The organism is Pseudomonas sp. FG35, assembly GCF_057809295.1.
Genome location: NZ_JBMDJR010000003.1, coordinates 511,210 through 529,447, shown reverse-complemented (window position 1 = coordinate 529,447; position 18,238 = coordinate 511,210). Strand labels below are relative to the sequence as shown.

General features: G+C 60.5%; 22 protein-coding genes and 1 pseudogene. 11 read left to right on the top strand and 12 right to left on the bottom strand.

Annotated elements, in window-relative coordinates; all coding sequences use genetic code 11:
* Positions 1-210, top strand: a 210-nt coding sequence (locus ACODTD_RS09090; protein ID WP_285358866.1) for a hypothetical protein, incomplete at its 5' end; no start/stop codon positions are given.
* Here the strand turns inward: ACODTD_RS09090 and infA are convergent.
* From infA to aat, 3 genes are all read right to left on the bottom strand, one after another.
* Positions 191-409: a translation initiation factor IF-1 gene (gene infA / locus ACODTD_RS09085; RefSeq protein WP_002553999.1), complete on the bottom strand. Its 219-nt coding sequence runs from the start codon at positions 407-409 to the stop codon at positions 191-193. The genes ACODTD_RS09090 and infA overlap by 20 nt on opposite strands.
* Before the next feature lie 112 nt (positions 410-521).
* Complete coding sequence (locus ACODTD_RS09080; RefSeq protein ID WP_011334947.1) at positions 522-1,229, bottom strand: arginyltransferase; 708 nt, start codon at positions 1,227-1,229, stop codon at positions 522-524.
* Positions 1,230-1,287: 58 nt separating this feature from the next.
* A complete protein-coding gene (gene aat, locus ACODTD_RS09075) occupies positions 1,288-1,968 on the bottom strand; it encodes a leucyl/phenylalanyl-tRNA--protein transferase (RefSeq protein WP_011334946.1) in 681 nt (226 codons plus the stop codon).
* A gap of 521 nt (positions 1,969-2,489) precedes the next feature.
* Here aat and ACODTD_RS09070 point away from each other — a divergent pair.
* The 6 genes from ACODTD_RS09070 to cysG all read left to right on the top strand — a co-directional run bounded on the left by ACODTD_RS09070 (position 2,490) and on the right by cysG (position 10,009).
* Positions 2,490-4,898 (top strand): DNA translocase FtsK, encoded by a 2,409-nt coding sequence (locus tag ACODTD_RS09070; protein ID WP_045121862.1) that lies wholly within the window; start codon positions 2,490-2,492, stop codon positions 4,896-4,898.
* Between the two features lie 78 nt (positions 4,899-4,976).
* Positions 4,977-5,597 carry an outer membrane lipoprotein periplasmic chaperone LolA gene (gene lolA, locus ACODTD_RS09065; RefSeq protein ID WP_007958184.1) on the top strand — a complete coding sequence of 207 codons (621 nt, stop codon included), beginning with the start codon at positions 4,977-4,979 and terminating at the stop codon, positions 5,595-5,597.
* Positions 5,598-5,621: 24 nt separating this feature from the next.
* A complete protein-coding gene (locus tag ACODTD_RS09060; protein WP_201820394.1) occupies positions 5,622-6,944 on the top strand; it encodes a replication-associated recombination protein A in 1,323 nt (440 codons plus the stop codon).
* Positions 6,944-7,318, top strand: coding sequence for a fluoride efflux transporter CrcB (gene crcB, locus ACODTD_RS09055; protein WP_007958188.1), 375 nt, complete (start codon positions 6,944-6,946; stop codon positions 7,316-7,318). Before ACODTD_RS09060 ends, crcB begins: the two co-directional genes overlap by 1 nt.
* A gap of 15 nt (positions 7,319-7,333) precedes the next feature.
* On the top strand, positions 7,334-8,614 hold the full coding sequence (gene serS / locus ACODTD_RS09050) for a serine--tRNA ligase (RefSeq protein ID WP_074688938.1): 1,281 nt from the start codon (positions 7,334-7,336) through the stop codon (positions 8,612-8,614).
* The gene (gene cysG / locus ACODTD_RS09045; protein ID WP_489104761.1) at positions 8,615-10,009 is read left to right on the top strand and encodes a siroheme synthase CysG; all 1,395 of its coding nucleotides are present in this window, start codon (positions 8,615-8,617) and stop codon (positions 10,007-10,009) included.
* 45 nt (positions 10,010-10,054) lie between these two features.
* On the opposite strand, the gene ACODTD_RS09040 is transcribed toward cysG, so the two are convergent.
* The 8 genes from ACODTD_RS09040 to ACODTD_RS09005 form a co-directional block, all read right to left on the bottom strand.
* Entirely contained in the window at positions 10,055-11,056 is a 1,002-nt protein-coding gene (locus tag ACODTD_RS09040) for a glutathione S-transferase family protein (RefSeq protein ID WP_489104760.1), read from the bottom strand.
* Between the two features lie 91 nt (positions 11,057-11,147).
* Positions 11,148-12,149: a glycosyl transferase family protein gene (locus tag ACODTD_RS09035; protein ID WP_489104759.1), complete on the bottom strand. Its 1,002-nt coding sequence runs from the start codon at positions 12,147-12,149 to the stop codon at positions 11,148-11,150.
* The gene (locus ACODTD_RS09030; protein WP_489104758.1) at positions 12,146-12,481 is read right to left on the bottom strand and encodes a TusE/DsrC/DsvC family sulfur relay protein; all 336 of its coding nucleotides are present in this window, start codon (positions 12,479-12,481) and stop codon (positions 12,146-12,148) included. The genes ACODTD_RS09035 and ACODTD_RS09030 overlap by 4 nt, the downstream gene beginning before the upstream one ends.
* A complete protein-coding gene (tusB, locus tag ACODTD_RS09025; protein ID WP_489104757.1) occupies positions 12,478-12,771 on the bottom strand; it encodes a sulfurtransferase complex subunit TusB in 294 nt (97 codons plus the stop codon). Before tusB ends, ACODTD_RS09030 begins: the two co-directional genes overlap by 4 nt.
* Positions 12,771-13,127, bottom strand: a complete 357-nt coding sequence (gene tusC / locus ACODTD_RS09020) for a sulfurtransferase complex subunit TusC (protein WP_011334936.1) — start codon at positions 13,125-13,127, stop codon at positions 12,771-12,773. Before tusC ends, tusB begins: the two co-directional genes overlap by 1 nt.
* A gap of 1 nt (position 13,128) precedes the next feature.
* Positions 13,129-13,521, bottom strand: a complete 393-nt coding sequence (tusD, locus tag ACODTD_RS09015; protein ID WP_041475586.1) for a sulfurtransferase complex subunit TusD — start codon at positions 13,519-13,521, stop codon at positions 13,129-13,131.
* Between the two features lie 100 nt (positions 13,522-13,621).
* Positions 13,622-14,323 carry a YoaK family protein gene (locus ACODTD_RS09010; protein WP_011334934.1) on the bottom strand — a complete coding sequence of 234 codons (702 nt, stop codon included), beginning with the start codon at positions 14,321-14,323 and terminating at the stop codon, positions 13,622-13,624.
* A gap of 24 nt (positions 14,324-14,347) precedes the next feature.
* Positions 14,348-14,677, bottom strand: a complete 330-nt coding sequence (locus ACODTD_RS09005) for a DUF6388 family protein (RefSeq protein ID WP_007958215.1) — start codon at positions 14,675-14,677, stop codon at positions 14,348-14,350.
* Positions 14,678-14,812: 135 nt separating this feature from the next.
* On the opposite strand from ACODTD_RS09005, the gene ACODTD_RS09000 reads away from it, so the two are divergent.
* Positions 14,813-15,163: a hypothetical protein gene (locus ACODTD_RS09000; RefSeq protein WP_285358848.1), complete on the top strand. Its 351-nt coding sequence runs from the start codon at positions 14,813-14,815 to the stop codon at positions 15,161-15,163.
* Positions 15,164-15,226: 63 nt separating this feature from the next.
* Here the strand turns inward: ACODTD_RS09000 and ACODTD_RS08995 are convergent, their stop codons facing one another.
* Complete coding sequence (locus ACODTD_RS08995; RefSeq protein ID WP_064597705.1) at positions 15,227-15,652, bottom strand: GNAT family N-acetyltransferase; 426 nt, start codon at positions 15,650-15,652, stop codon at positions 15,227-15,229.
* A 137-nt stretch (positions 15,653-15,789) separates the two neighbouring features.
* Between ACODTD_RS08995 and ACODTD_RS08990 the strand changes: the two genes are divergently transcribed.
* The 3 genes and pseudogenes from ACODTD_RS08990 to ACODTD_RS08980 form a co-directional block, all read left to right on the top strand.
* Complete coding sequence (locus ACODTD_RS08990; RefSeq protein WP_064597703.1) at positions 15,790-16,227, top strand: hemerythrin domain-containing protein; 438 nt, start codon at positions 15,790-15,792, stop codon at positions 16,225-16,227.
* Between the two features lie 223 nt (positions 16,228-16,450).
* Positions 16,451-17,086, top strand: a complete 636-nt coding sequence (locus ACODTD_RS08985) for a lytic polysaccharide monooxygenase auxiliary activity family 9 protein (protein WP_489104756.1) — start codon at positions 16,451-16,453, stop codon at positions 17,084-17,086.
* Between the two features lie 40 nt (positions 17,087-17,126).
* Positions 17,127-18,152, top strand: a pseudogene (locus tag ACODTD_RS08980) (chitinase); the annotation flags it as partial.
* Between the last annotated feature and the right edge of the window lie 86 nt (positions 18,153-18,238).

Sequence of the window (18,238 nt, the reverse complement as noted above, 5' to 3'; positions counted from 1 at the left end):
AAGTGCCGTACGCCGGGGCAAAAGCCTTTTGGTTCCTTTTTGGCGTTTGAAAAAGTGACTCGCTGTAAGAGTGAAACCGCCAGCGGCAGCTCCCGAAGCAACGGATATACACCCAAAACTCAAGCACAAGCCCAAAACCCAGACAAACAAAAACGCCCGGCATTAAGCCGGGCGTCTTGTATTGACTTGATTAGCGAGCGCGGTAAGTAATACGCCCTTTGCTCAAGTCATAGGGCGTCAGCTCGACGCGCACTTTGTCACCGGTAAGAATACGAATGTAGTTCTTGCGCATCTTGCCGGAAATATGCGCGGTTACGACGTGCCCATTTTCCAACTCCACACGAAACATGGTGTTGGGCAGGGTGTCGACGACAGTGCCTTCCATTTCGAAGCTGTCTTCTTTCGACATGCAGTAAAGCCCTCGGTATCCAATGAATGGCCCGGTGCAACTGCGCCAGGCAAAAGCGGCGTGCATTGTGCCCGAAAAATGGGGTTTACGCCAAGGGGTTTAGGGTTTGCATTCAGTTCAGGACGACCCAGCGCTGATTGATCAGCAGTTCGATAGGCCGATATTGGGTCTTGTAGTTCATCTTTTTGCAGTTTTTGATCCAGTAACCCAGGTACACCGCCTCAAGCCCCAGCCGCTGGGCTTCGGCGATTTGCCAGAGGATCGCGTAGCGTCCGAGGCTGCGGCGTTCTTCCTGCGGTTCGTAAAAGGTGTAGACCGCCGACAGGCCGTTGGGCAGCAGATCGGTCACGGCAACTGCGAGCAACCGTCCGTCGAGCCGGAACTCGTAAAAGCGTGAGAAGGGCAGGTCGCGTACCAGAAAAGTCGAGAATTGATCGCGGCTCGGCGGGTACATGTCGCCGTCGGCGTGGCGCTGTTCGATGTAGCGCTGATAGAGGTCGAAGTACTCTTCGCTGAACGCCGGCTTGACCGGGCGCACCTGCAAATCGACGTTGCGCTTGAAAATGCGTTTCTGCTGCCGGTTGGGGTTGAACTGCGCAACAGGAATGCGCGCAGGCACGCAGGCATTGCAGTTCTGGCAATGCGGGCGGTACAGGTGATCGCCGCTGCGACGAAAGCCCATTTCTGACAGGTCTGCGTAGACATGCACATCCATGGGCTGGCTCGGATCGAGAAACAGGGTCGTCGCCTGTTCCTCGGGCAGATAACTGCAAGAGTGAGGCTGAGTGGCATAAAACTTCAACCGCGCCAACTCGGTCATGATCAACCCTCAAGGGTAAGCTGGTGAATTAAGTGTAAGCCACGCGCGCAAAAGTCGCTCAGCAAACCCAGGTCGCATGATTGGGTTGATCGAGGTGTCGGGCCAGATAGTCGGCGAATGTCTGCCGTGAAATGGCCCGGGCGCCGAGGCTGTGCAGGTGGTCGGTTGGCATCTGGCAGTCGATCAGGACGAACCCGGCTTCTCTCAGATGTTGCACCAGTGTGGCAAAGCCGTACTTGGAGGCATTGTCCGCGCGGCTGAACATCGACTCGCCGAAGAACAGTTGCCCCATCGCCAGGCCGTACAGGCCGCCGACCAGTTCGCCCTCATCCCAGACTTCCACCGAATGGGCAAAGCCGCGTCGATGCAATTCGATATAGGCGTCCTGCATCGCTTCGGTGATCCAGGTGCCGTCGGCGTATTCCCGGGGAGCGGCGCAAGCGCGGATCACGGCGTCGAAATCCTGATCGAAGGTCACTCGATAGCGTTGTTTACGCATCAGTTTGCCGAGGCTGCGCGAGACGTGCAGTTCGTCGGGAAAAAGCACGGTGCGCGGATCCGGCGACCACCAGAGAATCGGCTGGCCTTCGGAAAACCATGGAAAGCAGCCATGGCGATAGGCCTGGATCAAGCGATCGGCGGACAGGTCGCCTCCGGCCGCCAGCAGTCCGTTGGGATCGCGCATGGCCTTTTCCAGTGGCGGGAAAGTCAGTGAATTGCGTTGTAACCAAGTCAGCATGGCGTCCAGGCTTGCAGAAGGGGAGGGCGGTGGGCGCTGGGCCCGCGGTAAAGTGTGCCGGGAAATGACGCGAATGTCCTCCATTGCGGTGCTGCGTGTGTGCCGCTGCAACTTGAGCATCCAGATGCGGTCGTAATCCGGCGCAACACCGCTGCGGGCAAGGTCACCGATGCCAATGTGCAGCGCTCAGGGGAGATGAGGCGCGAATGCTTCGCTACGTTCATCAAATACACCTCATAAGCCTTTGTCACAAAAGACAATGCATGCTCAAATTGAACGCCGGGCGTTGTGCATTTGGCTATGCTTGAACCAGCGGCCGTGAAGCATGGCATCGAACGCGCAAACCCGTACAATGCCGGGCTGTTACAGAATATTCGCCGCGTGCCGTGTTTATAAAAGGCGGGGCGCAGTGTTAAAACTAGTCTCCGTTGCGCCCGTCAATTTTTTACCTGCCTGGATTGGGCAGTTTTTTATCGTCATTCAATAGATGGACGCGCCTCTGGCGCAGGAAAAGAAGCGTTTTGAAGAAATCCACGGAAGCACCAAAAACAGTCGTTCCGCTCTGGCGTCAACAGTTGCACTACCGGCTCAAGGAAGGTGCATTGATCGCCATCGGCGCCTTGTGCCTGTTCCTGATGATGGCGTTGCTGACCTACGGCAAGGACGATCCGGGCTGGAGCCACAACAGCAAGATCGACGACGTGCAGAACTTCGGCGGTCCGGCCGGCTCCTACAGCGCCGACATCCTGTTCATGGTGCTGGGTTACTTCGCCTATATCTTCCCGTTGCTGCTGGCGATCAAGGCGTATCAGATCTTCCGTCAGCGTCACGAGCCGTGGCAGTGGAGCGGCTGGCTGTTCTCCTGGCGCCTGATCGGACTGGTGTTCCTGGTGTTGTCCGGCGCCGCGCTGGCGCATATCCATTTCCATGCTGCCACCGGCCTGCCGGCTGGCGCCGGTGGTGCGCTGGGTGAAAGCCTTGGTGACCTGGCCCGCAATGCCCTGAACATTCAGGGCAGCACGTTGCTGTTCATTGCGCTCTTCCTGTTCGGCCTGACGGTGTTCACCGACCTTTCGTGGTTCAAGGTGATGGACATCACCGGCAAGATCACCCTCGACCTGTTCGAACTGTTCCAGGGCGCGGTCAACCGTTGGTGGTCGGCGCGTACCGAGCGCAAGCAACTGGTCGCGCAACTGCGTGAAGTCGACGATCGCGTGCATGACGTGGTTGCACCGACGGTCACCGACAAACGCGAGCAGGCCAAGGTCAAGGAGCGTCTGATCGAGCGCGAACAGGCCCTGAGCAAGCACATGTCCGAGCGCGAGAAACAGGTGCCGCCGGTCATCGCGCCGGCTCCGGTCAAGGCCCCGGAGCCAAGCAAACGCGTGCAGAAAGAGAAGCAGGTGCCGTTGTTCGTCGACAGCGCCGTGGAAGGCACCTTGCCACCGATCTCGATCCTCGATCCCGCGGAAAAGAAACAACTCAATTATTCGCCCGAGTCCCTGGCCGCGGTCGGCCACTTGCTGGAGATCAAGCTCAAGGAATTCGGCGTCGAAGTCACCGTGGATTCGATCCATCCGGGCCCGGTCATTACCCGTTACGAAATCCAGCCTGCTGCGGGCGTGAAGGTCAGTCGTATCGCCAACCTGGCAAAAGACCTTGCGCGTTCGCTGGCCGTGACCAGCGTGCGGGTGGTGGAAGTGATTCCGGGCAAGACCACGGTCGGTATCGAGATCCCTAACGAAGACCGGCAGATCGTGCGCTTCTCCGAAGTGCTGTCGACGCCTGAGTACGACAACTTCAAATCGCCTGTCACCCTGGCTCTGGGCCACGACATCGGCGGCAAGCCGGTCATCACTGACCTGGCGAAGATGCCTCACCTGCTGGTGGCCGGTACCACCGGTTCCGGTAAATCGGTGGGCGTGAACGCGATGATCCTGTCGATCCTGTTCAAGTCCGGCCCGGACGACGCCAAGCTGATCATGATCGACCCGAAAATGCTCGAGCTGTCGATCTACGAAGGCATTCCGCACCTGCTGTGCCCGGTCGTGACCGACATGAAGGACGCCGCCAACGCCCTGCGCTGGAGCGTTGCCGAGATGGAACGTCGCTACAAGCTGATGGCGAAGATGGGCGTGCGAAACCTGTCCGGCTTCAACGCCAAGGTCAAGGAAGCCCAGGACGCCGGCGAGCCGCTGAGCGATCCGCTGTACAAACGCGAAAGCATCCACGATGAAGCGCCGCTGCTCCAGAAGCTGCCGACCATCGTCGTGGTCGTGGACGAATTCGCCGACATGATGATGATCGTCGGCAAGAAGGTAGAAGAACTGATCGCCCGTATCGCCCAGAAGGCGCGTGCGGCCGGTATTCACCTGATTCTTGCGACTCAACGACCATCGGTGGACGTGATCACCGGTCTGATCAAGGCCAACATCCCGACACGGATGGCGTTCCAGGTATCGAGCAAGATCGACTCCCGGACCATCATCGACCAGGGCGGCGCCGAGCAACTGCTTGGCCACGGTGACATGCTCTACATGCCGCCGGGCACCAGCCTGCCGATTCGGGTCCACGGCGCCTTCGTGTCTGACGATGAAGTTCACCGGGTGGTTGAAGCCTGGAAACTGCGCGGCGCGCCGGAATACAACGACGACATCCTCAACGGTGTCGAAGAGGCGGGCAGTGGTTTCGAAGGCAGCAGCGGCGGCGGTGACGGCGATGATCCGGAAGCCGACGCGCTGTACGACGAAGCTGTGCAGTTCGTACTGGAAAGCCGTCGTGCCTCCATCTCCGCTGTTCAGCGCAAGCTGAAGATCGGTTACAACCGTGCCGCGCGCATGATCGAAGCCATGGAAATGGCCGGGGTCGTGACGTCGATGAACACCAACGGTTCCCGCGAAGTCCTGGCCCCTGGCCCGGTACGCGACTGATTCGATACCCTGATCCAAATGCAATGGACGGTGCATGAAGCGCCGTCCACTTTCCCACGAGTATTCAAGAGGACTCCCATGCGTCTTATCCGCATGTTGCTGCCGGTACTGGCTTTGACCACCCTCACGGCTCACGCCGATGACAAGGATGTGGCTCGCCTGACCCAATTGCTCGAAACATCCAAGACTCTGACTGCCAATTTTTCCCAACTGACCCTCGACGGCAGCGGCACCCAGTTGCAGGAAACCACCGGCGACATGACCCTGCAGCGTCCGGGCCTGTTCTACTGGCACACCAATGCGCCGGCTGAGCAGACCATGGTCTCCGACGGCAAGAAAGTCACCCTGTGGGACCCGGACCTGGAACAGGCCACTATCAAGAAGCTCGATGAGCGTCTGACCCAGACCCCGGCTCTGTTGCTGTCCGGCGACGTATCGAAAATCAGCCAGAGCTTCGATATCAGTGCCAAAGAAGCCGGTGGTGTGATCGACTTCACCCTGAAGCCGAAAACCAAGGACACCCTGTTCGACAGCCTGCGTCTGTCGTTCCGCAACGGTCTGGTCAATGACATGCAACTGATCGACAGCGTCGGCCAGCGCACCAACATCCTGTTTACCGGTGTCAAGGCCAACGAAGCGGTCCCGGCATCGAAGTTCAAGTTCGACATCCCGAAGGGTGCCGATGTGATCCAGGAATAAACACAGAGGTTTCAACGGTACGTGATGGATCTGTTTCGCAGTGCACCGATTGCCCAGCCACTGGCCGCCCGTTTGCGGGCGACCAATCTGGATGAGTACGTCGGTCAGGAACACGTGCTCGCTCGCGGCAAGCCTCTGCGCGAGGCGCTGGAGCAGGGTGCCCTGCATTCGATGATCTTCTGGGGGCCGCCGGGCGTGGGCAAGACCACGCTGGCGCGGTTGCTGGCGGAAGTCTCGGATGCGCACTTCGAAACGGTCTCTGCCGTATTGGCCGGGGTCAAGGAGATCCGTCAGGCGGTGGAAATCGCCAAGCAGCAGGCCGGCCAATACGGCAAGCGCACGATTCTGTTTGTCGATGAAGTACACCGCTTCAACAAGTCTCAACAGGACGCCTTCCTGCCGTACGTTGAAGACGGCACGCTGATCTTCATTGGCGCCACCACCGAAAACCCTTCGTTCGAACTGAACAACGCATTGCTGTCGCGGGCGCGGGTCTACGTGCTCAAGAGCCTCGACGAAGCGGCGTTGCGCAAACTGGTGCACCGCGCGCTCACCGAAGAACGTGGTCTGGGCAAGCGTCATCTGACCCTCAGCGATGAAGGCTTCCAAATGCTGCTGACCGCCGCCGATGGCGATGGCCGGCGCCTGCTGAATTTGCTGGAAAACGCCTCGGACCTGGCCGAAGACCACAGTGAGATGGGCACCGAGCTGCTGCAAAGCCTGCTCGGCGACACTCGCCGGCGTTTCGACAAGGGCGGCGAAGCGTTCTACGACCAGATTTCCGCACTGCACAAATCGGTGCGCGGCTCCAATCCGGACGGCGCGCTGTACTGGTTTGCGCGAATGATCGACGGCGGCTGCGATCCGCTGTATCTGGCCCGGCGCGTGGTGCGCATGGCCAGCGAAGACATCGGCAACGCCGACCCTCGTGCCTTGAGCCTGTGCCTGGCCGCGTGGGAAGTGCAGGAACGTCTCGGCAGCCCGGAAGGTGAGTTGGCAGTGGCTCAGGCCATCACTTATCTGGCCTGTGCGCCGAAAAGCAACGCGGTGTACATGGGCTTCAAGACCGCGCTGCGCGCCGCCGCCGAACATGGCTCGCTGGAAGTGCCGCTGCACCTGCGCAATGCGCCGACCAAATTGATGAAGCAATTGGGCTACGGCGACGAATACCGTTACGCCCACGACGAACCGGACGCCTACGCGGCCGGCGAAGACTATTTCCCGGAAGAACTCGACCCGATTCCGTTCTACCAGCCGGTGCCCCGTGGCCTGGAGTTGAAGATCGGCGAAAAGCTCAACCACCTCGCCCAACTTGATCGTTTAAGCCCCCGGCAGCGGAGAAAATAGTGGTTCCACTGATCGTTGCAGTCTCCGTCGGCGGGATTGCCGGCACCTTGTTGCGCTTCGCCACTGGCAATTGGGTCAACGCCAATTGGCCGCGGCACTTCTATACCGCGACGCTGGCCGTTAATATCGTGGGCTGTCTGCTGATTGGCGTGTTGTACGGCCTGTTTTTGATACGCCCGGAAGTACCGATCGAGGTGCGTGCCGGGTTGATGGTCGGCTTCCTAGGGGGGCTGACGACATTTTCATCCTTTTCACTGGATACGGTGCGCCTGCTGGAAAGCGGGCAAGTGCCGCTGGCCCTGGGCTATGCGGCCATCAGCGTATTCGGCGGGCTGCTCGCGACGTGGGCCGGCCTGTCCCTGACCAAACTTTGATAACGAGAAACCGACATGCTCGATTCCAAACTGTTACGTAGCAACCTTCAGGACGTAGCGGACCGCCTGGCTTCCCGTGGCTTTGCCCTGGATGTCGCGCGCATCGAAGCGCTGGAAGAACAGCGCAAGACCGTCCAGACCCGCACCGAAGCACTGCAGGCTGAGCGTAACGCGCGTTCCAAATCCATCGGTCAGGCCAAGCAGCGCGGCGAAGACATCGCGCCGCTGATGGCGGACGTCGAGCGCATGGCGGGCGAACTGAGCGCCGGTAAAGTCGAGCTGGACGCGATCCAGACCGAACTGGATTCGATTCTGCTGGGCATCCCGAACCTGCCGCACGAATCGGTACCGGTCGGCGAAGACGAAGACGGTAACGTCGAAGTCCGTCGCTGGGGCACCCCGACAGCCTTCGATTTCCCGGTTCAGGACCACGTGGCCCTGGGCGAGAAGTTCGGCTGGCTCGATTTCGAAACCGCCGCCAAGCTGTCCGGCGCACGCTTTGCGCTGCTGCGCGGCCCGATTGCTCGTCTGCATCGAGCACTGGCGCAGTTCATGATCAACCTGCACGTCACCGAGCATGGCTACGAAGAGGCTTACACGCCTTATCTGGTTCAGGCCCCGGCGCTGCAAGGCACCGGTCAACTGCCGAAGTTCGAAGAAGACCTGTTCAAGATCGCTCGCGAAGGCGAAGCCGATCTGTACCTGATCCCGACCGCCGAAGTGTCGCTGACCAACATCGTGGCCGGTGAAATCGTCGATTCGAAACAGCTGCCGATCAAGTTTGTTGCCCACACTCCGTGCTTCCGCAGCGAAGCCGGCGCGTCGGGTCGTGACACTCGCGGCATGATCCGTCAGCACCAGTTCGACAAGGTCGAGATGGTCCAGATCGTCGAGCCGTCGAAATCGATGGAAGCGCTCGAGAGCCTGACCGCCAATGCCGAGAAAGTCCTGCAACTGCTGGAGCTGCCTTACCGCACCCTGGCGCTGTGCACTGGCGACATGGGCTTCAGCGCAGTCAAGACTTACGATCTGGAAGTGTGGATTCCGAGCCAGGACAAATACCGCGAAATCTCGTCGTGCTCCAACTGCGGCGATTTCCAGGCCCGCCGCATGCAGGCGCGTTTCCGCAACCCGGAAACCGGCAAGCCTGAGCTGGTGCACACCCTGAACGGTTCCGGTCTGGCAGTCGGTCGTACCCTGGTGGCCGTGCTGGAAAACTACCAGCAGGCCGACGGTTCGATCCGTGTGCCGGACGTGCTGAAGCCGTACATGGGTGGCCTTGAGGTCATCGGCTAAATGAAATATCTGCCGCTGTTTCACAACCTGCGCGGCAGTCGTGTGTTGGTCGTCGGTGGGGGGGAGATTGCCTTGCGCAAATCCCGCCTGCTGGCCGATGCCGGTGCGCTGCTGCGGGTGGTCGCACCTGAAATCGAAGCGCAACTGCGCGAACTGGTTGCCGCCAGCGGTGGCGAATGCCTGCTGCGTGGCTACGCCGAAACGGATCTGGACGGCTGCGGGCTGATCATTGCCGCCACCGATGACGAAGCGTTGAACGCGCAGGTCTCCGCCGATGCCCACCGGCGCTGCGTGCCGGTCAATGTGGTCGATGCGCCGGCGCTGTGCAGCGTGATCTTCCCGGCGATTGTCGATCGTTCACCGCTGATCATTGCGGTTTCCAGCGGCGGCGATGCGCCGGTGCTGGCCCGGCTGATCCGCGCCAAGATCGAAACCTGGATTCCTTCGACCTACGGCCACCTGGCCGGTCTGGCTGCGCGGTTTCGTGAGCAGGTCAAAGGCCTGTTTCCGGATGTTCAGCAGCGTCGCGGTTTTTGGGAAGACGTGTTCCAGGGGCCGATTGCTGATCGGCAACTGGCAGGACAGGGCGCCGAAGCCGAACGTTTGCTGCAAGCCAAGATTGACGGCGAAGCCATGGTCACGACCGGCGAGGTGTATCTTGTTGGGGCAGGACCGGGCGATCCGGATCTGCTGACCTTCCGCGCCTTGCGCCTGATGCAGCAAGCCGATGTGGTGCTGTACGACCGCTTGGTCGCTCCGGCGATTCTTGAGCTGTGCCGCCGCGATGCCGAGCGGGTCTACGTCGGCAAGCGTCGCGCCGATCACGCCGTGCCGCAGGATCAGATCAACCAGCAACTGGTGGATCTGGCCAAGGCCGGCAAGCGTGTGGTGCGGTTGAAGGGCGGGGATCCGTTCATTTTCGGCCGTGGCGGCGAAGAGATCGAGGAACTGGCGGCCCATGGCATCCCGTTCCAGGTGGTGCCGGGCATCACGGCGGCCAGCGGTTGCGCGGCGTATGCCGGGATTCCGCTGACCCATCGCGATTATGCGCAGTCGGTGCGTTTCGTCACCGGGCACTTGAAAGACGGTTCCACCGATCTGCCGTGGTCGGACCTCGTCGCGCCGGCTCAGACGCTGGTGTTCTACATGGGGTTGGTGGGGTTGCCGATCATCTGCGAGCAGTTGATCAAACATGGTCGTGCGGCCGAAACGCCGGCCGCGCTGATCCAGCAGGGCACCACGGTCAATCAACGGGTCTTCACCGGCACGCTGGCTGACCTGCCACGTCTGGTGGCGGAGCATGAAGTGCATGCGCCGACGCTGGTGATCGTCGGCGAAGTGGTGCAACTGCGCGAGAAACTTGCGTGGTTCGAGGGCGCTCAGGGTCAAATCTGACGACTCTGAAGGGATTGTTCCCACGCTGTGGGAACAATCCTGCTTTCAACCTCTGCGCCAGACTCCTTTCCCGCCCAACCGGTCCCGGTCATGGGCAACAGTGAAATCCTGCTTCGGCCCCTTCGGCACCACCCCGGTCGGGTTGATGGTCTTGTGGCTACCGTAGTAGTGATTTTTGATGTGCTGGAAATCCACGGTCTCGGCAACGCCCGGCCACTGGTACATCTCCCGCAGCCAGTTCGACAGGTTCGGATAATCGCTGATCCGCCGCAGATTGCATTTGAAGTGCCCGTGATACACCGCGTCGAAACGAATCAGCGTGGTGAACAACCGCACGTCCGCCTCGGTCAGGTATTCGCCCGTCAGATAACGGTTGGCGCCCAGCACCTGCTCCAGATGATCCAGTTCGGCAAATACGTCATCGAATGCTTCTTCATAGGCGTTCTGCGAGGTGGCAAACCCGGCGCGGTACACGCCGTTGTTCACGGCGGGGTAGATTCGCTCGTTCAGCGCATCGATTTCGCCGCGCAATGGCGCCGGATAGAAGTCCAGGTCGTTGCCGGTCAAGTCATCAAAGGCGCTGTTGAACATGCGGATGATCTCCGCCGATTCGTTGCTGACGATGCGCTTGAGTTTCTTGTCCCACAGCACCGGCACGGTGACGCGGCCGGTGTAGTCGGCAGTGTCAGCGGTGTAGCGCTGGTGCATGAAATCGAAGTGGTCGAGTTTGTCGCCGGTCGAACCGAGTTTTTGGTCGAAGGTCCAGCCGTTTTCCAGCATCAGCCAGCTGACGACGGAAACATCGATCAGGCTTTCCAGGCCTTTGAGCTTGCGCAGAATCAGCGTGCGATGAGCCCATGGACAGGCGAGAGAGACATAAAGGTGATAACGCCCGGCTTCGGCGGCAAAACCGCCTTCACCGCTCGGGCCCGGCTCGCCGTTGCGAGTGACCCAGTTGCGGCGCTGCGCCTGTTCGCGCTGGAACGCGCCGTCCTTGCTGCTTTCGTACCACTTGTCCTGCCAGCGGCCGTCGACGAGTAAACCCATGATCAAGACTCCAGAAACCAGTAATCGTTGGAGCCGAGTCTATTCCGATGAGTTCGAACAAAAAGCGCAAAGATCCGGCGTTTATGATCGGTTAAATCGATTTATCCCGCGCGGCCCAGTATTGCTCGGCAGTTTCGAAAGCCTGCTCACGGCTCTGACCGAGGCCACGCAGTGCCAACGCCATGGTCGAAATCAGCGCCATTTGCGGGTAACTGTCGATCACATCCCCACGCCAGACGGCCTTCAAATGCTCGATATCCAGCGAAGAAGGTTTGACGTGACGCTGCGCCGATAGCTGCGGCCATTCCTCGTCCCAGCTCTCGCCGCCGGTGGTGCCGTACAAGTGGCTGTCGGCATCCGGATTGATCTCGATTTCGCCGCCGTCGCCCTTGATCACGATCGCCGTGTCGCCGAGCAGGCCGCTGGCATCGCGGTGCACCGCTTGATAGCCGGGGTGGAAAATGCTCTGCAAGCCGCAACGCGCGCCCAATGGATTGAGAATCCGCGCCAGCGAGTGGATCGGTGAGCGCAGACCCAGGGTGTTGCGCAGGTCGATCATCCGTTGCAACTGCGGCGCCCAGTCCACTAGCGGCATGAACGCCAGGCCACCGTCATCCAGCGCCACGCCGACCTGCTGCCAGTTGCGGCACAGCGGAATGTTCAGCTCACCGAGCAATTGTTCGGAGTACAAACGCCCGGCGGTGTGGGCGCCGCCGCCGTGCATGAAGATACGCACGCCGTTCTGTGCCAGGCACTTGGCGGCCAGCAGATACCAAGGCAGGTGACGCTTCTTGCCGGCATAGGTCGGCCAGTCCAGATCGACGTTCAGTGCTGGCGCCTGCAAGCGCTCGCGCAGGGCCTCGGTGAAACCGGCCATTTCTTCGGCGCTTTCTTCCTTGTGCCGCAGCAGCATCAGGAAGGCGCCGAGCTGGGTTTCTTCGACCGCTTCGTCGAGCACCATGCCCATGGCTTCCCGCGCTTCCTCGCGGGTCAGGTCGCGGGCGCCGCGCTTGCCCTTGCCGAGGATGCGCACGAACTGGGCGAACGGATGCTCGGCGGGCGTTTCGAGGGTCAGCGCTGGATAGTCGGTCATAGGCAATTCGTCGGTTTGGGCAGGCCCGCCAGTTTCGCGGCGAGTTTGGCAGGGGTGCCTTTGAACAGTCGGTTCAGGTGCAGGCTGTTGCCTTTCTCCGCGCCGAGTTTGAGCGCGGTGTACTTGATCAGCGGCCGGGTGGCCGGAGACAACTGGAATTCGGCATAGAAGCTGCGCAGCAGTTCGAGGACTTCCCAGTGTTCAGGGCTTAGTTCGATGTCCTCGGCAGCGGCGAGGGCGCTGGCGACCTCGACCGACCAGTCGTTGAGGTCGACCAGAAAGCCGTCCTTGTCCAGTTCGATGGCGCGGGTGCCGACGGTCAGCGCATTCATAGCCAGGAGTTGACCTTGTCGTGGTGGATCGACAACTCGACGAAGGCCGGGTAATCGATGGCTTCGGCCCAGTCCGGAACCTGCACGGCACGGGCTTGCGCGTCTTCGGCCAGCACGAACAATTTCACCTTGCGGGATTCCAGCGCACTGAACGGTGCAGTGCCGGGTTGCAGCGCATAAACGGCATCGCCAGACAGCAACAATGCATCGGCAGAACCGAGCAAGCGCAGGCAACTGGTCAGACGTTCGTCGCCGAACGGGGAATGGGACAACACATGCAAAGTCGACATCAGAGGGTGATCACCTGGTCGTAACGGTCAATGAGGGCGGTGATTTGCTCAGCGGCCAAGGGCTGCGCCTCGTCCAGCGAACGATCGCCGAGGCCGCGAACATTGGCGCTGTCGGCGCAATAGAACAGCTCTTCGACGCCGAACATCGGCAACGCTTGCAGGTTGGCGCTCAGGTCTTTCTGTTGCAGGGCCTTGGCGTTTTGCCCGGCCGCCAGTTGCAACACGCCGTCGTCGAGAAACAGCAGACCGATCGGCAGATCGAAGGCGCCGCCGGCGAGCACGATGTCCAGCGCTTCGCGGGCGCCGGGGCCGGACCACGGCGATTGGCGGCTGATGATCAAAAGGGATTTGGCCATGTCACGCGCCTCCGAAACAGATCAGGCGGTCGGCATCCTGCACCGCGTCATGCAACTGGCCGAGGCCGGACAATTCCCACGGTGCGCTGACGGCCACGGCATCACGCTGATAACGCCCGGCTTCCTCGGCATTCAACACGCCACGGCGCAGGGCGGCGGCGATGCACACCACGCCGTCGAGGTTTTGTTCGGTGATGAAATTGCGCCATTGCTTGGGCAGGTCCAGCTCGTCCTGCGGCGTGACCACGGCGTCGGACGCGTTGTGGACCCCGTCCTGATAGAAAAACAGCCGGACAATTTCATGCCCGCCGGCCAGCGCAGCCTGGGCGAACAGCAGGGCGCGGCGCGAGGAGGGCGCATGGGCGGCGGAAAACAGCGCAATGGCGAACTTCATGACGGACTCGATCAGCAAAACTGCGGCCATGATAAAGCTTTCTCGGCGGTGCGGCGAAGTCGATGTTTCCCGTGTCCGTCCTGATGCGATCAGGTGTCTGTCAGCGCGGCATGTAGCCCAACTGCCAGCGCCGCGGAATTTTCAGGGTCAGCAGCCCCAGAACGCCAGCGAACAGACCGCTGACCAGCATCGCCCGAAGTCCCAGATGATGCTCCAGCACCGCCCCCAGAATGGCGCCGACCAGCATCCCGCTCCACGGCACCAGTTGCACCCGCCAGCCGCTTCGCCGTTCGCCGAGCACCCAGCGGCCCAACCCTCGACCGAATCGGGACAAGGCGCCGGTGACGTACGTCAGCCCGACCGGCAGACCGTTTACTTCTTCCACCGCCGCGTTGAGCATGCCCATCGCAATGATCGCCGCCAACAGGGCCGGCAGTTGCGTGTCAAAGGGCCAGGCTGCCAAACAGAGCAGAGCGGCGATGGACAACAACAGGGGCAGCGCCCGCCGTCCACCCAGTCGGCTGACTACAACCCCGAGGGCATTACCGACAATGAACGTCGCGACGAGCAGGATCAGCCTTATTGTCAGGCCGCTGTCGCCATCGCTGATTGCCACGGCCAGCCGCGTGGTGTTGCCGCTCATGAAGGAAACGAAATCGCCGCTGGCCATGAAGCCGATGGCGTCGGTCATGCCGGCCAATACCGACAGGCTGGCAACCAGCGCCAGGCCCACACGGCCGCGCCATTTCTGTATGTGAAGATGTCCGGGGCTGGCGCGGTGGGTCGAAGTCGAAGGCAGCATCGATAAAGCGTCCTTGAGCAGGGTTTACGGTTCTATGCCATACAGATCGCAATATTCCAGCCAGTCCATCCCGGCCATTTCCGCCACTTCGCGATGCACTTCCAGGCGTTGCGCCTGATACTCCTCGGGCGTCGCGGCAGTCAGTTGCAACGTCAGTTCCCAGGCAAACAGCCCCTGGCTTTCGGCCTCAGCTTCGAAGGCTTCGTGCAGGCGTTCTTCGCGGTACTGCGCCTGGGTTTCGCCCTTGGCCTGGGCCAAGAGCGGGTTGAGGTGATCGAGGGCTTCGCGCAGTTCGGGGCGTGCATCGAGAAACAGTTTCAGGGCCTGTTCGTGTCGCTGGTCAGTAGGCGCCATGGGCTTTCCTTGTAAGGCTGATGACCGTTAATGTGCCGCAGCGGCCGGCATGTGTCGCGTTTTAAATGCAGTAAAGCAGAACGATTTTTGCCGTTGCGGTGATACAGTCCGCTTTTTTCCGAATGAGCGAATGCAATGCGAATGCTGATGGTGGCGCTGGCGACAACCCTGCTGGCCGGTTGCGCGGGTTCGGCGATGGAAGACGCCCGCACGCAAACCCCTTACAAGACTCTGAGCTCGGAGAAGCCCGAAAAAGACGTGGCCCGATGCGTTCAGTTCGCCTGGCAGGACGAAGCGGTGTTCGGCGTGGACGCGGCGGCGTATCTGCAACCGGGCAAGAAGGGCGGTTCGACGGTCTACACGCGCTCGGCGGAGTCGTTTGTCGACTTGAGCACGGATGCGTCCGGCACCGTGCTGAATTACTACGCGCAGAAGGATGATTTTGTGGCCAAGCGCCGCTTGGCGGCGCTGGCGACCTGTCTGTAACGGGCAGCTGAATGCGTTGACGCTACGCGACCCTCGCCAGCCTGCGGGCGGGGGTCGCTGAATTCAATCAATCAAACGCTTCTGGAAGAAATGCCGCTTGTGCCCCAGCGGATAATCCACAATCTCGCCACACTCGGTATACCCCAGTTTTTTGTAGAACCCGGGCGCCTGAAAATCAAAGGTATCGAGCCAGATCCCCACGCAGTCTTTTTCTCGGGCGAACTCCTCGACCATGTTCATCAGCTTCGAGCCGATGCCCTGTCCCCGGCCTTGTTCCGGCACCGCCAGCAACTCGATAAACAGCCACCGATAGAAGGTGTGCCCATAGAGGCCACCGAGGATCGCGTCGTTGTCGTCGCGCACCAGTAGCGCGACCGGTTCGTACAGCGACGGCCCGGCCTTGGCAATGTTGTAGGCACGCAGGGGCGCCAGGATGGCCGCGCGCTGTTCTTCGGTGGGGTCCTGTGACAGCTCGATCCGCAACGTCATGTCGTCTTCCTTGTAGTAATGAATCGGCAGCCTATCGCGCCACAGCCGATTGAAGCAATCGCTTGGAACCGTCGCTCCTGCGCCGCGGTCTAGCCCTTCAGGGCGTCCATCCGGTACGCGTTTGCCTGGGAGATTCCATGAACATTTTCGAAGCCCTGCGTGAAAGCCACGATCGTCAGCGGACCTACGCGAAATCGTTGATCAAGACCAGCGGTGACACCCCGGAAAGGGTCGAGGCCTACAAGCAGCTGAAGGCTGAGCTTCAGGCCCACGAAACCGCCGAAGAGCGTCACTTCTATATCCCGTTGATGGAGATCGACAAGGGTGTCGACCTCAGTCGCCATGCCATTGCCGAACACCATGAAATGGACGAGATGATGGAAGAGCTCGACGAGACCGACATGTCCAGCCCGGCCTGGCTGGCGATGGCAAAAAAGCTCTCGGATAAGGTCCATCACCACTTGCAGGAGGAAGAACAGAAATTCTTCCAGATGGCCGGCAAGCTGCTCGACGACAAGCAAAAGGAACAGCTCGCTGGGCAGTATCAAAAGGAGTTCAGAGCGCAGCTTCCCTGAACCGATGAACGCAGGTGTTTGTAATGACGCGGTGTAGTCTTTTCGCCATGCGTTGAGTGAGCGTCGTCGCAATGCACTGTGTTTATATACAGTGTTTTCGGCGTTTTTCGGGTTCTGCCAAGGCAGACTGCGACAAAACCGCCGATGGACAAAAAATCCCCCTCCGTTAGCTTGAAGGCCTCTCCTCGGACTGGAGAGTTCTTAAATCAACGGAGTGAAAAACATGAACCAACCACAAGCTCAAAACCAACTGCGACACGGTCGCGTCATTTCCCCTGCAAGCCGCGGCGCGGTGGCCATCGAGCAAGGATTGCTCGGCGGCTGGCAGGTCAATGAAATGGAAGGTGGCAAGAACTTCCCGGCACTCGCGGCCGGTCCGTTCCCGGCGCCGTTCGAAAGCGACAACCCGAGCGTCGTACCGCCTGCTGACGGCTATATTCTCAGTGGCGGCAAGAACGATGCACGTGACTGCGTGAACTTCACTGCAGAAGAAATGAGCAAGAAACTCGGGCGTCCGTTCTCCTGGCCGCTGCTCAATGTCACTCCCGGCCAGACCCTTGAGGTCAAATGGGAGTACACCGCACCGCACACCACCCGCGGTTACCGCTGGCTGATCACCAAGGATGGCTGGGACCCGAAACAACGCATCACCCGAGCGCAACTGGAGGCGCAACCGTTCGCCGAGGATTTCTATCCGCAAGTCCCGTACTACAGTCATGCGGCGGAATTGAAAGCCAAGGTCAATCACGCTGTGAAACTTCCAGGCAACAAGCAAGGGCATCACGTCATCGTCCTGATGTGGATCGTCGCCAACACCGGCAACGCCTTCTATCAGGCCTTCGATGTGGACTTCAAATAAGCCCGCAACGCCAAACCCACAGGTTCTGAAGGATTAGAACATGTCAAACATCGACTTCACCCTATTGAAAAACCAGGCCAGCGACGCGGTGTCGCTGATGCCGAGCCTTGCCGGCAAGAAGATCCTCATGGGCTTCTGGCACAACTGGCCGGCCGGCCCGAGCGATGGTTACCAGCGCGGCCAGTTCGCCAACATCGCCCTGGAAAACGTGCCGAAGGAATACAACGTGGTCGCGGTAGCCTTCATGAAGGGCAGCGGGATTCCGACCTTCAAGCCGTTCAACGTCTCCGATGCCGAGTTCCGCCGTCAGGTCGGCGTGCTCAACAGTCAGGGGCGGGCCGTGCTGATTTCCCTGGGCGGTGCCGATGCGCACATCGAGTTGCGCGCCGGCCAGGAGCAACCACTGGCCAATGAAATCATCCGTCTGGTGGAAACCTACGGTTTTGATGGCCTGGACATCGAACTTGAACAGAGCGCGATTGATTTCGCCGCCAACAAGACCGTCCTGCCAGCCGCGCTGAAACTGGTCAAGGATCACTACGCCGGCCAAGGCAAGCATTTCATCATCAGCATGGCGCCGGAGTTCCCGTACCTGACCACCTCCGGCAAATACGTCGGTTATCTGCAGGCGCTGGAAGGCTATTACGACTTCATCGCTCCGCAGTTCTACAACCAGGGCGGCGACGGGGTCTGGGTGCCGGAGGCCAATAACGGCAACGGGGCGTGGATCGCCCAGAACAACGACACGATGAAAGAAGACTTCCTCTATTACCTGACCGAGAGCCTGGTCACCGGCACTCGCGGTTTTACGAAGATCCCGGCGGACAAGTTCGTCATCGGCCTGCCGGCCAACGTCGATGCCGCCGCCACCGGTTACGTGATCGACAAAACCGTGGTCGGCAACGCGATGAAACGCCTGGCGGTCAAAGGGCATCCGATCAAGGGCCTGATGACCTGGTCGGTGAACTGGGACAACGGCACCAGCAAGGATCGCGTGCCGTACGACTGGGAATTCAGTCGGCGTTACGGACCGCTGATTCACGGGGCGCCGTCTGCGGCGCAGGGCGCTGATGCAGCAACGGTGAACGTGGCACATCAGTAGTCAATGAAGGAAAAGCCCGGTAGCGCTGCCGGGCTTTTTTTCGTCGGCGG

Coding starts and splice junctions, on each gene's coding strand:
- infA (WP_002553999.1), bottom strand. CDS start 409: ATGTCGAAAGAAGACAGCTTCGAAATGGAAGGCACTGTCGTCGACACC.
- ACODTD_RS09080 (WP_011334947.1), bottom strand. CDS start 1,229: ATGACCGAGTTGGCGCGGTTGAAGTTTTATGCCACTCAGCCTCACTCT.
- aat (WP_011334946.1), bottom strand. CDS start 1,968: ATGCTGACTTGGTTACAACGCAATTCACTGACTTTCCCGCCACTGGAA.
- lolA (WP_007958184.1), top strand. CDS start 4,977: ATGCGTCTTATCCGCATGTTGCTGCCGGTACTGGCTTTGACCACCCTC.
- ACODTD_RS09060 (WP_201820394.1), top strand. CDS start 5,622: ATGGATCTGTTTCGCAGTGCACCGATTGCCCAGCCACTGGCCGCCCGT.
- serS (WP_074688938.1), top strand. CDS start 7,334: ATGCTCGATTCCAAACTGTTACGTAGCAACCTTCAGGACGTAGCGGAC.
- cysG (WP_489104761.1), top strand. CDS start 8,615: ATGAAATATCTGCCGCTGTTTCACAACCTGCGCGGCAGTCGTGTGTTG.
- ACODTD_RS09040 (WP_489104760.1), bottom strand. CDS start 11,056: ATGGGTTTACTCGTCGACGGCCGCTGGCAGGACAAGTGGTACGAAAGC.
- ACODTD_RS09035 (WP_489104759.1), bottom strand. CDS start 12,149: ATGACCGACTATCCAGCGCTGACCCTCGAAACGCCCGCCGAGCATCCG.
- ACODTD_RS09030 (WP_489104758.1), bottom strand. CDS start 12,481: ATGAATGCGCTGACCGTCGGCACCCGCGCCATCGAACTGGACAAGGAC.
- tusB (WP_489104757.1), bottom strand. CDS start 12,771: ATGTCGACTTTGCATGTGTTGTCCCATTCCCCGTTCGGCGACGAACGT.
- tusC (WP_011334936.1), bottom strand. CDS start 13,127: ATGGCCAAATCCCTTTTGATCATCAGCCGCCAATCGCCGTGGTCCGGC.
- tusD (WP_041475586.1), bottom strand. CDS start 13,521: ATGAAGTTCGCCATTGCGCTGTTTTCCGCCGCCCATGCGCCCTCCTCG.
- ACODTD_RS09010 (WP_011334934.1), bottom strand. CDS start 14,323: ATGCTGCCTTCGACTTCGACCCACCGCGCCAGCCCCGGACATCTTCAC.
- ACODTD_RS09005 (WP_007958215.1), bottom strand. CDS start 14,677: ATGGCGCCTACTGACCAGCGACACGAACAGGCCCTGAAACTGTTTCTC.
- ACODTD_RS09000 (WP_285358848.1), top strand. CDS start 14,813: ATGCGAATGCTGATGGTGGCGCTGGCGACAACCCTGCTGGCCGGTTGC.
- ACODTD_RS08995 (WP_064597705.1), bottom strand. CDS start 15,652: ATGACGTTGCGGATCGAGCTGTCACAGGACCCCACCGAAGAACAGCGC.
- ACODTD_RS08990 (WP_064597703.1), top strand. CDS start 15,790: ATGAACATTTTCGAAGCCCTGCGTGAAAGCCACGATCGTCAGCGGACC.
- ACODTD_RS08985 (WP_489104756.1), top strand. CDS start 16,451: ATGAACCAACCACAAGCTCAAAACCAACTGCGACACGGTCGCGTCATT.